The sequence below is a fragment of the Caldanaerobacter subterraneus subsp. tengcongensis MB4 genome (genome assembly GCF_000007085.1).
Taxonomy (GTDB): domain Bacteria; phylum Bacillota; class Thermoanaerobacteria; order Thermoanaerobacterales; family Thermoanaerobacteraceae; genus Thermoanaerobacter; species Thermoanaerobacter subterraneus.
Map to the genome: position 1 here is coordinate 2,529,439 of NC_003869.1, position 12,086 is coordinate 2,541,524.

4 protein-coding genes, 3 pseudogenes and 2 CRISPR repeat arrays (1 of these 9 running past the window's edge) are annotated in these 12,086 nt (G+C 36.6%); of the genes and pseudogenes, 1 reads left to right on the forward strand and 6 read right to left on the reverse strand.

All coding sequences use genetic code 11. From position 1 onward, the window contains the following. Positions 1 to 182 precede the first annotated feature (182 nt). Positions 183 to 1,550: a DDE-type integrase/transposase/recombinase gene (locus tag TTE_RS12605; protein ID WP_011024557.1), complete on the forward strand. Its 1,368-nt coding sequence runs from the start codon at positions 183 to 185 to the stop codon at positions 1,548 to 1,550. A 740-nt stretch (positions 1,551 to 2,290) separates the two neighbouring features. Here TTE_RS12605 and TTE_RS12610 read toward each other — a convergent pair. The 6 genes and pseudogenes from TTE_RS12610 to TTE_RS13365 form a co-directional block, all read right to left on the reverse strand. Further along, entirely contained in the window at positions 2,291 to 3,574 is a 1,284-nt protein-coding gene (locus tag TTE_RS12610; protein WP_011024548.1) for an IS110 family transposase, read from the reverse strand. A 108-nt stretch (positions 3,575 to 3,682) separates the two neighbouring features. Further along, positions 3,683 to 6,412 carry a type III-B CRISPR-associated protein Cas10/Cmr2 gene (cas10, locus tag TTE_RS12615; RefSeq protein ID WP_011026632.1) on the reverse strand — a complete coding sequence of 910 codons (2,730 nt, stop codon included), beginning with the start codon at positions 6,410 to 6,412 and terminating at the stop codon, positions 3,683 to 3,685. 186 nt (positions 6,413 to 6,598) lie between these two features. Next, on the reverse strand, positions 6,599 to 6,949 hold the full coding sequence (locus tag TTE_RS12620) for a copper amine oxidase N-terminal domain-containing protein (RefSeq protein ID WP_011026634.1): 351 nt from the start codon (positions 6,947 to 6,949) through the stop codon (positions 6,599 to 6,601). Between the two features lie 81 nt (positions 6,950 to 7,030). Beyond that, positions 7,031 to 7,153: pseudogene (locus TTE_RS14665) on the reverse strand (hypothetical protein); the annotation flags it as partial. A 29-nt stretch (positions 7,154 to 7,182) separates the two neighbouring features. Then, positions 7,183 to 7,368: pseudogene (locus tag TTE_RS14670) on the reverse strand (VanW family protein); the annotation flags it as partial. 417 nt (positions 7,369 to 7,785) lie between these two features. Further along, positions 7,786 to 9,514: a CRISPR direct-repeat array (repeat unit 30 nt; unit sequence GTTTCAATCCCTCTTAGGTAGGCTAAAAAC). A gap of 32 nt (positions 9,515 to 9,546) precedes the next feature. Continuing rightward, a pseudogene (locus TTE_RS13365) lies at positions 9,547 to 11,019 on the reverse strand (IS1182 family transposase); the annotation flags it as partial. A 127-nt stretch (positions 11,020 to 11,146) separates the two neighbouring features. Beyond that, positions 11,147 to 12,086: direct repeats of the CRISPR family, unit length 30 nt; unit sequence GTTTCAATCCCTCTTAGGTAGGCTAAAAAC (it continues 13,572 nt past the right edge of the window).

The following is a 12,086-nucleotide window of genomic DNA, read 5'->3' on the forward strand; positions in this document are numbered from 1 at the left end:
CTCGCCTCCCTCTATTATCTTTGTAACGTCAAATTAAAGCCTTAAATTCGCGTATCTATAGTCTCCAAAACATTGGAATAAAAATTTTTTCGAGAAAAAGGAGGATTCCCTCCCCTTGGTGTCGTAGGTAGTAGTTGTAGCAAAAACAAACACCATCAACCCAAAGGAGGGAATCCTAATTTATGTTTCGACAACTACTACCCGTTTTCCTTCTTACTCATTTATTAAATTTTTTGCTTAAAATTTCTCTATTCGCTCTCAAACACTTTAAAGTAGATATTCAGCCGCCTGTTGACCTCCAACCTTCAGGCTACAAAGTTTTGTCACCTTTAGAGGATCCTTTGCCACTTGTTGAAAAAGTTGTTGAGAAAAAAGATTACAAGAAAATCCTTGCCGAAGCTGAAGCTCAAGGTAAGCCTATCTCTCATGTTAGACGTATTAAACCCCTTTGTGTTGATGTTGATAAGTGCCCTGTTTGCGGTGCCCCTCCTGATTATTTGTACAGTTTTGGTAAAGACCCTGACGGCTTTCAAAAACTACAGTGTAAAGTGTGTAAACATCAATGGGCTCCTGGTAAACCTGCTCCTAAAAAGTCTCGCCCTACTTACCGCTGCCCTTTCTGCGGGTCTGCACTTATTCAGGATAAAACTAGAAAGAATTTTACTGTGTTTAAGTGTCGCAATGATAATTGCCCTAAGTGGCTTAACCACCGTAAAAGATATCGCTTCAGAGCTTTTGATGTTGATTTTGATGAACTCTCTTCTTCTTCTCCAAATGCTGCCCCTGTTAACCTCGCAAAAAGCCATTTTAGCCCATTCTTGATAGCACAAACTGTTAATTTATACGTAGGTCTCGGTCTTTCTTTAAGGCAAACTGTCTCTGCACTACAGCATATATGGCAAGTTCAACTCTCTCATCAGACTATACAAAACTGGGTGGTTTCCTTGGCCTCTAAACTCGCTCCGCTTGTTAAGTCTATCAACCTCCCTTTGTCAGGCCTTGTTGTTATTGATGAGACTTACATAAAGGTCAAAGGTAAGTGGCATTACCTTTTTACTGCCTGTGATGGCTTGAGAGGTTTTATTATCTCACAGCACCTTTCTCCTCATAGGGATGCTTTAGCTGCTTTGACAATCCTTAAAGAGGTCATTGACCGTTACAACAACCGAGAATTCATTTTAGTCACAGATAAAGCGCCTATTTATGATGTGGCAGTCCATTTCGCTTCGGTTTTCTTTGGAGCCAATATCCGTCATCGACCTGTGTTGGGAATCTCTCCTCCACCCGGTGGTGACAGTCATACTTACAGACCGTATAAAAACCGTTTAGAACGCTTATTTGGCTCTTACAAGGCTCATTACAAGCGCCATAAGTCTTTTAGTTCTTTTGAAGGTGCTATCGCTCATGCATTGCTATATCAGCTGTACTACAATCACTTGAAACCTCATGAGGCTTCCGATGGCAAAGTACTTGCACCCCTTAAAGATAAACATGGCCACCAAGTGGATAATTGGGCTAAACTGATTCAATGGTTTGTTGAGCTTAATTAAACTCTATAATCTTGACAACTTTTATGTGGTAAGTTAGACTGTATTTGAAATAGTCTAGCTTACCATAGGGTGATATTTGCCTTCTTTGCCCATAAAAGCTTAGATTTTATTTACTTATAGTTTTTCCCTAGGTGTCATTTTAAGTTATTGATTTAATAATCACTGATTTCTTTGCTAACTACTACCTACAATTTCTATTTTTTAGGGAATCCTCATGTTCTTACTTGACGCTACCATTATCTTTTATTTTCTCTTAATATCTTAGTTTTTCTTTAATTTTCTCATCACAACAAGAGCATCTCATGGCTTATATTACCATTTCTTACTTATCTAACCATTAAATGGGTAAGCTTAATAAACCTCATATCCTATTTCCATATTATGGCGGGATAGCTCCACTTATCTCATGGGGTTTACCCTCCCATGTCTCACTGGATCTTAGTCCTTAATTCCTTCGTTCTACCTGCCATGAGGTGGATGTCATTTCTGCTCCATTGCAGGGTCTTTGCCCGTATGGTGATTATTTTTATGACAATTCCCGCTCTTGTTGTCAATATCCCATCTCTTGATTGGTTGTTTTTGTCTTATTCCTTCTTTTACCTTTTATGTCACATCGTTCACACTTTCGCTTTTCATAAAAATCAATTTCTTCTTAAGGGTCAGCTCTTTAGATGTGACTAAGTTAAAGCTGAAGAGAAGATGATTAACCCTTAATTGATTTGATAGTATGTTGGCACTTTTTATGCAGCTTCCTGTAAGCCTGGCCTCTTTATGTCCTTCATCATCTTGATTGGGTCATATTTTACTCCTTTCTTTAATATGACATAAAATATCCTTATCAGTTTGTTGCACAATACTATTAGTGATTGCTTCTTTTTTAGCGGGTTTTGCGCTCTGGTGGTGTAATATTTGTGTAGTTCACGAAATTCTTCGTTTTTTGCGACCAAGGCCATTACTGCATTAAATAGCACACTCCTCAATCGCTTCCTCCCTCTTTTACTTATTGTCGTTTCTCCTTTATGCTTACCAGAGCTATTTTCTATTAGGTTTAATCCCCCTAGTTTTTGTATCTGTTTTGGATGTTCATATTTTTCAATATCTCCTACTTCTGCAATAAAACCTGCTACTGTGTTTACTCCTATCCCTTTGATTTCTAGTAGTTCTTTAACCCCTGGTATCTCAACTATTAATTCTTCCATCTTCTTCTCTATTTCTTCAATTTGTTTTTTTAAAAATTCGTATTGTTCAATGAGAGTCTTTATCTCGTATTCCGCCATCTTTATGCCCTGCTTCTTCCCTATGCTCTCCTTAGCAGTTTCTATCAGCTTTATAGCCCTTTTTTCTCCTACCCCTCTTTGTACTTCTTTCTTCCATATCGATATTATTTCTTCAGCACTCTTTTTTGCTATCTTCTCAGGCGTTGGAAATTCTCTTAATGTGATAAGTGCTGCTTTCCCTTCCCAGTCTGAAAATACGGTGTTAAACTCTGGAAAGTATATGTCCAACCATCTTGTTATTTGATTTTTTGTCATCCCTATTTGTTTGTTCAACCTGTCTTTTATGCCCATCGCTACCCTTAATTCTGCATATACTCCTTCAGGTATTATCGGCTCTACATATCTCCCGTCTTTTACTAGCATTGCTATTGTTTTTGGGTCTTTCTTATCGCTTTTTGTGGGAGAATTGTCATCTAATTCTTTGCTCATCTTTACATGAAATGGATTAACCAATACTACCTTTATGTTATTGTCTTTAAGGTATTGGGCAAAACACAGCCAATATTGCCCTGTCGGTTCTATCCCTACTATTAGTTTGTTTTTCTTATGTCTCTCCATCAAGTCTTTTGCCCAGTTAAGAAATTTTGTCATACCTTCTCTATTGTTTTCAAATCTCAGGTATTTCCCATATTCTACTCCTCTGTAGTCAAATGCTCTGGCATAATGGCTTTCTTTTGCTATGTCTACTCCCGCAATTAATGTGTCTCCCGTTACTTGCAAAATCTTTTCATTTTGTTTATACTTCATTTTAGGTACCTCCTGTTTATTTTGATAATTCGAGGTAAGTTCTTAAACTTACACTCTGTATTTTATCAGGAGGTACTTATTTTTTCAAAGTCCATTCTCCCTTATTTTTTATTCATTACAGGAATGCTCCATTGCAATTGACCTTGCTATAATCAACATATTAGCAAAATCTATCACTCTATCTGGCGTTTCTTTAACTATCTCATCAAACTTTGGGAGCAATATCTCACTAGCATATTTTTCTAAAATATCTCTGTTTCCACTCTGACGAAGAAATATTCTCTTTAATTCATTTCTCAAAATCCCAATAATTTGTTCTTTATTTTCGTCATCATACAATCTGTCTACTACCTCAAAAAATTGATAGGGAAAAGTGGATGAAAATTCTCCTTTCTTGAAATGCTCTATGAGTTCTCTCAAAAAATCCATCAACGCCCATTTGCCCCCGCATTCTTTTAGTGCTCCACTTCCTTTTATAAACTTAAGGCAAAAAGCATTTCTATTATACTGTCTTTCGTCTTTTGCTTTCTTCTGAGCCAATTGAACCTCTTTCAAGGCAAGGTAAAGAGGATATTTGTGATGAACTATTACAATGCCTGCACTCATGGAGGCTTCAGAACTTAAAACTTCTTTAAAAGCGTTCTGCAATTCATAAGCACATTCCAACACCTCTTCTACAGGAAGTAATGCTAGAACGTCATCTCCTCCTGCATAAACCAATTTCCCGTAATGTGTTTCTTCTACAATTCTTCGCACTTCTTGAAGAGCAAACGTGGAAATTTTCCTACTCAAGGTCTGGTGAAGAGAAGGAGTAGTAGGGTGTTTCTTACAAAGTATCGAAGATAGGTTATCTTTTGCATGTTGTTTTATATGTTCTCCCACTTTGGGGTGTAAAGTTTCCATTATAGGTGGATTATTCTCTCCTTTTAACCACTTCCCCATGTGGTCCCCATCCATTTGAAGAATAGCATAATATCTGGAAGGGTTGACCCTGTGTTTTTCTAAAAGCTTTGTTATTTTCTGAGACATCTTCTGAAATTCCTCTACTTTGAAGTTCTCTGTATGCTCACTTTTAATATATTCTTCTCTATAACTCTCCCTCATCAACCACTGTCCATCTATTTCAAAAAGTTGGTTATCTTTTAATTTCGGAACAGAAACAGTATTGGGAAGCAAAAGCTTCTGTTTAAATTCTCCAAATAATTCCTTGAACTCTGCAATAAACTCTTTGTTGTCAGCAATTCTCCTTTTTTCTCCAATAGTTGCCATTTCAGAAGTTGAGGGAAATTTCATTTCTTCGGAAAGATTTAGCTCTTCCTTCATTACCTTTGGGAATAATCGCTTTGCAAGACACACTCCACAGAGTTGCTCTTTTTCTTTTACCAAGCCTTTTTCCTTACTCCTCAATTTTTCCCAATCTAATGGCAAAACTTCAAACTCTCCACATAAACTGCACTTACGCCCTTTTTGTTCTAACTGTTCAAATTCCCTTATGCTCTTCCTCGCTCCAAGCAATTTTTCAGTTAGCTCAAGAAGTAATGAATAGGCTATGCTAAAATCTCTGTATTCCTCATCTTTTTCTTTATTTTTACTCCATATCTTAGGAACAGATTCTATAAACTCACTTATCGTTTTGTAAAGCTCTGTCTCTCCTATTATTTCTTTGTAATCATCCAAAACCTCTTTTGGAGACTCTTTCTCTTCAAACCATGGCATAACCGCCCAGTAAACCTGGAAATAATTTAATAGCTGATTTTCAATCTGCAATTGAATTTTCTCTAAATCCCCCTCTAGATTTAAAATACTTTCTAATCTTTTCACTGTCTTTTTTGCTAGGCTCTTTAGTTGTTCTTTAAAGTTTTTCTCGCACTCTTCGCCCAGTTTTAAAGCTTCACCTTCATTAATTGGCGCAATTGCAAGAAATCTGTTGGGCATATTGGCAATAGTCAACTTTTCTTCCAAACCCTTAGACCTTGGAATGTTATTCCACTCTTTAAACCATTCATCAAATTCCTTTTGTGATAAATGAGTAAGCGAATTACCAAATACCTCCGAACTAAGCCATAAATCTACAAGAGGTTGACCTAAAAGATTTGGGTACACAATCACATCTGCCCCATAACGTTCAACTACAAACTTCATGATTTTCCATATAAAGTAAGAAAGCATATAACTTCCAGCCCATAAATCAGAAGTTTTTCTCGCCGTAGCAATAAAGCTCTGAACAGGGCCAATTGTAAAGAGCAAAAATGCTGGTTTGGGAAGTGCTGAAACCAGAGTAGAAGTTTGGACAAGGTGATCATAGATGGAGTGATTGGGCGCCCTTGTATCTGCAGGATGGATTCTCATCCAGTGAAAAATTTCTTGGTAGAATCTCCATAGAAATAAAAGCAAGATTTTGGCTTTTTCTTTTTTTTCTTCTTCCTTTATCCTAGAAAGGTTATAATTCTTTGCAAGCTTCTCTACTAATTCTAAAAAACGCTTATTCTCAGTTTCATAATCTGTTTCTGCCAGTATATCGTAATATATTTTTTTATTAAACATGTCAAAAAATATCACATCTTCTCCTCTTATTTTAACAGCCACTGGGGGAAGTATTCTATTTACAGGATAAGCTTGTGTATCTGCTTTTTCAATAAGTTTCTCTTCTTCCTCTGTTAAATCTTCTCCAAGAAGTGGTTCAATTACTTTAGATTTAATTAAAATCTCATGGCATCGACCTTTTTCCTGAAGCTGGAACTTTTTTATACATTCTTCATTGTCCATAGAAATTATCCAATGCTTATGAGGAGGGTCATGAAGAAAAGCTTTAAGTTTCAGAAGCCATACTTTTTCCATCTTTTTCTCCCTCACTTTTTCTAAACTTCAAAAAAGAAAATTTTGTATAATTATCATCTAACAGTTCTGCTTTTTACTATGTATAATTCTACATCAATTGCCAATTTCCTTCTTGAAATTATAAAAATTTCAACTTTAAAGTAGTTCACAACAATAAAAAATAGCCTTGCTTTTCTACAAGGCCATCTATAATTGTTCAGCTGAATCCTCTTCAATAGAAAGTACTGTTTTTCCCTCTCCTATCGTATAATTTACTTTAACGCCCAAACCTTCAATCAAAAACTCTAAAGGCACATATGTGCGATTATTTTCTGCCCTCGGGAAAACTTCCATTGAAAAAATTTCCTCATTTTTTGTATAAAGATTCTTCCCAAGTTGTAGTTCTATTTCTGTGTTATTATATCTAATATTAATCCTCTTTTTCAAATCATTCCAATATATCTCTCCATTTAATTTTTCTATAATGGCCCATAATGGCACGAATATTTTTCCATCTTCTACGTACGCTTTTCCGTATTCTTCAGAAATATCGAGCAAGCTTCCGTTTATGTAAATCTCTACGTTATAATCTTTTTCTCCTAAAGTTTCAAAATACCCTGCAATAAAAGTATCTGTCTCTATCGTTCTTATAAAGGTAATATCCTTGCTTGTATTCTTAAATTTATAATCCCAAGTTGCATTCCAGTCTACCGCAGCATCATCGCCATTCGGTGCATATATCGCTTTATATAAATGTTTGTGCCTTTCTACTACTTATAGTTTGCTATTCGCTACGCCCTATGAATTGCTGTTGCTGTAACACATACTCCTCCTACGTCTTTATAATAATCACCTCCTGAACCAGAAAGTCCCTCATAAAACCCCCTTGCTATCGTTCGTTTTCCTACTGTTTTGTTAAAAGAGAAAATCTGCCCAGGCATTACCATAACGCCTTCAATATATTTTAATGCTACTTTGGCATTTTTATTATATTATTATTTTCAAATTTTGGATCATTCGGGAGTTCTACTATTTCAATCCCTAGTACTTTTGCATTACGTTTTGGGGGCAAAGACATAAGTAAAGTAAAAACAAGTAATAAGACTAATACCTTAAAAATCACATTATTTAATTTTCTCAACTCTATAGACCTCCCTCACACTTTTAGCTCCGTACTAAAAATCTCCATTCCTTCTTTTATTGATAAGAAATTCTTCTCAGTCATCCCTCCTTTCTAAAAAGCAACTTTTTACCAAAAAGTAAATAAAAAGTTTCGTGAGCTTCTTCAATATGAAAGAAAGATTAAAACAGTTTATAACCACTTTATGGATTTATGTCAATATAGCAAACACAAAAACCTTCACTACAGCTCAGGAAACTCTCTAGCACAACCTATTTCAATCCCTCTTAGGTAGGCTAAAAACCGAAACATGTAGAGGCAGGTCAGGATTGGAGTCGTTAGTTTCAATCCCTTTTAGGTAGGCTAAAAACCTTTTCAGACTTCTCCCAAATCCTATCTGAAAGGAAGTTTCAATCCCTCTTAGGTAGGCTAAAAACACATCATAGCCCTCCTCGGCGAGCCAAGCCGCAATGTACAGTTTCAATCCCTCTTAGGTAGGCTAAAAACAATAACAAAAATCAGAAGAAAACCAGCACGAACGAGGTTTCAATCCCTCTTAGGTAGGCTAAAAACATAGAACGCTTCAGAGGATTAAAATCTATCCTATCACGTTTCAATCCCTCTTAGGTAGGCTAAAAACTCAGCTAGTAAGAATTTTACTTCTTAAAGAGATTAGAGTTTCAATCCCTTTTAGGTAGGCTAAAAACCCACTCCCACCATATTTGCCGGGATTAAGGCTCCCAGGTTTCAATCCCTCTTAGGTAGGCTAAAAACGTCAACAATTCTTAATATAGATTTTCTTGAAGAAGAAGGTTTCAATCCCTCTTAGGTAGGCTAAAAACAATGTAGTCTGTATTCTGGCATGTCCCAACCGTTTTTGAAGTTTCAATCCCTCTTAGGTAGGCTAAAAACGCGGGGGCCTGCCCCAGACGTATACAGTTAGAAGCAGTTTCAATCCCTCTTAGGTAGGCTAAAAACCTGTCGCAAGATTTTTAGGTTTTCATAGTCCAGCTGAAGAGTTTCAATCCCTCTTAGGTAGGCTAAAAACTAATTATGTCCCTGCACGTGTGCACCTATTGTATCACGGTTTCAATCCCTCTTAGGTAGGCTAAAAACCGACGATAATAAAGTCCATGTTAGGTGTGATAACAATGTTTCAATCCCTCTTAGGTAGGCTAAAAACTATGACTTACTTCTTTCGGCAGACAATGCACAAACGAGTTTCAATCCCTCTTAGGTAGGCTAAAAACTTTTAAACGAAGAAAAGGAAACATAAAAAGTGCCCGCAAAGTTTCAATCCCTCTTAGGTAGGCTAAAAACGCGCAGACAAGAAGTACAAGCGGTAGAAAGAGAAGACTTACGTTTCAATCCCTCTTAGGTAGGCTAAAAACCAGCGATGGGAGATTAACAATACGTTACTTGGATGTAAATGTTTCAATCGCTCTTAGGTAGGCTAAAAACACACGGCCAACTACTACGTTTTGCGCCGGACCAACATGCGTTTCAATCCCTCTTAGGTAGGCTAAAAACTTACAGTACAACATAAACATGGAAGATTTTGTATTTGCGAGTTTCAATCCCTCTTAGGTAGGCTAAAAACGTCACTATGGTAAAGAAGTTAATATTGTGGGGCTTAAGTTTCAATCCCTCTTAGGTAGGCTAAAAACATGAAGGCTGGAAATTGATGATAAAAACATAGTATAGTTTCAATCCCTCTTAGGTAGGCTAAAAACATATGGGAAACTATACACTAATGATAGCAAAAATGAAGGTTTCAATCCCTCTTAGGTAGGCTAAAAACCGTTCCAACCCTCTTTTTTAAAGAGGGCTCGAATGAGTTTCAATCCCTCTTAGGTAGGCTAAAAACACTTTTGTACTTGAAATATAGTTGTAGAATCTGTACTGTTTCAATCCCTCTTAGGTAGGCTAAAAACTCTATCTCTACCGGTTGTGGCAGCGTATACCCCATCCTCGTTTCAATCCCTCTTAGGTAGGCTAAAAACATTAAAAGCTTCTCTTTCAAGAGAGAAGCTTGCAGTTTGTTGACAAAGCAAAATTTTAGCCCCTGTTTTCTTAGTACCGAAAGCAGGGGCTGTATATATCTGGATAAAATTTTCTTTAAAACTCCAAATAATGGATAAAGTTTTGAAATGTCAAAGGGCCCTTTGCCCTTCCTCCATAACCATAAGGCCATTTTCTTTAAATTCATGGCAGCAAAAACAAGCATCGCTTGCATGGACAATTTTTCCTTCCCTCTTAACGTCGTCCATCGCAAACCATGCTTCTCCTTTAAATCTGCAAATACTCTCTCTATTGTCTCTTTCCTTCTCTCATATACTTCTTTACAGTAAGGTGTATGCCTTAGGTGTTCTGCTTCTTCTACATATCCTTCCCATATGTGCCTGAATATCCTCTTTGTGTAGTCTTTACTTTGGGTACACTTTTCTCTTAGAGGACAGTTTTTACATTTTTCTGGGTTTGATTTGTATTCTCTATATCCTTCTCTGTTGGTTGTAACATATGTTAATATTTCATTCTGCGGGCATATGTAACAGTCATAGTATTCATCATAAACAAATTCATGTTTTTTCATGAAACCATCTTTTGTTTTTGGCCTTGTGTATGGTACTGCTGGTATTATTTGTCTATCAAATATTGTCTTTAATATGTACGGATTTTTATAGCCTGCATCTACTGCTATTGCTTTCGGTTTTCTTACCCTCTTTTCAACTTCTTCTAATACTTCTTGAAACATCACACTGTCGTGTACATTTGCTGCTGTTACTTTTACTCCTAATACAAATCCATTTTTATCGCAGGCTGTATGAAAAGAATATGCAAAGATTTTTTCTTTTCCGTTTTTGTTTAACATTCCGCTATCTGGGTCTGTTTTGCTTACTTTCACTTCTTTCGTCTTTATCTTCTTGATTTTCTTTAATGGCTTTTTGCCATGAGCTTCTCTATCTTTGTTTATTTCTTCTTCTAGTTTTTCTTGATAAGTCCTGGCTTCTTGTTCTACTATTTCTTTGGTGTATTTCTTCTTGTTGGCACTTGCTTTTACATGGGTTGAATCTATGAATACTTCCTCTGCATTTACTAGCCCATGTTTTATTGCTTCTTCTAAAATCTTCGTAAATATTTTCTCAAATATGTCTGTCCCTTTGAATCTTCTTATGTAGTTCTGACTAAATGTTGAAAAATGAGGTATTTCTTCTGTCAGCCCATACCCTAAAAACCATCTATACGCTACATTTGTTTTTATTTCTGCTATTGTCCTCCTCATCGATGGTATGCCAAAAAGATATTGAATGAAAAGTATTTTTATGAGTACTACTGGGTCTATGCTTGGTCTGCCGTGACCCTCGGAATATTTGTCTTTTACTAAATCGTATATGAAGCTAAAGTCTATGACTTTTTCTATCTTTCTTAAAAGGTGGTCTTGTGGTACTAATTGATCTATGCTTACAAATTCTATTTGATGTCTTGCATCCTCTTTCTTTGATAACATCTTTCTTCTCCTCTCCTCTTTTGCTTTGTACCGTTAAAAAAACAAGGAACCCTTCTCATAATAACGGGTTCCCGATATTTTGTCAACAGTCTGAAAGCTTCTCTTTCAAGAGAGAAGCTTGAAGAACGTTTCAATCCCTCTTAGGTAGGCTAAAAACTCCGTGATAAACAAGAAGCCTGGGATGCAGGCTTCATGAGTTTCAATCCCTCTTAGGTAGGCTAAAAACAGGGCAAATATAGGCGTTTGAAAGGGGTGTTTAGGGAGTTTCAATCCCTCTTAGGTAGGCTAAAAACGACTTGGTTACACACTTGTAAGCAATGGGGCAATAAAGTTTCAATCCCTCTTAGGTAGGCTAAAAACAAAAGCGCAAATAAACGCTTTTCAGGACGGTTTTTAGGTTTCAATCCCTCTTAGGTAGGCTAAAAACAGGCGAACTGATAGCAAAAAAAATAGCAGTTGAAGGTTTCAATCCCTCTTAGGTAGGCTAAAAACAAAATTATTTTGAAGAGAATTTTCAGAAAAATTGAAATGTTTCAATCCCTCTTAGGTAGGCTAAAAACCTCCTTTAACATTTTTTCTTTGCCGGGATTAAGGCTGTTTCAATCCCTCTTAGGTAGGCTAAAAACGTGGAGTTGTGAAGGTGGTGAGGTGATGGCGAGGTATAATGTTTCAATCCCTCTTAGGTAGGCTAAAAACGTCGTAAAAGCAAACCACGCACCGATAAGAGTAGAGTTTCAATCCCTCTTAGGTAGGCTAAAAACCCATAGAAATTCCTGAAGAATCATTTGAGGAATTTATTAAGTTTCAATCCCTCTTAGGTAGGCTAAAAACGATAAAATGCGTGGTGGCGTAAGAAAAAGAGGTAAGAGAGTTTCAATCCCTCTTAGGTAGGCTAAAAACTTGAGCTTCTTAGAGAAAAAGGAATACTCATCAAAAGGTTTCAATCCCTCTTAGGTAGGCTAAAAACCATCATAATCACCCAAGTCATACTCGTACAAGCTTAAGTTTCAATCCCTCTTAGGTAGGCTAAAAACTGGACAAGCACGCAGACCCGAATATGTATGGAC

What these genes read in the sequence shown, in the direction of transcription:
- TTE_RS12605 (WP_011024557.1), top strand. Translation starts at nt 183, where the DNA reads ATGTTTCGACAACTACTACCCGTTTTCCTTCTTACTCATTTATTAAAT.
- TTE_RS12610 (WP_011024548.1), bottom strand. Translation starts at nt 3,574, where the DNA reads ATGAAGTATAAACAAAATGAAAAGATTTTGCAAGTAACGGGAGACACA.
- cas10 (WP_011026632.1), bottom strand. Translation starts at nt 6,412, where the DNA reads ATGGAAAAAGTATGGCTTCTGAAACTTAAAGCTTTTCTTCATGACCCT.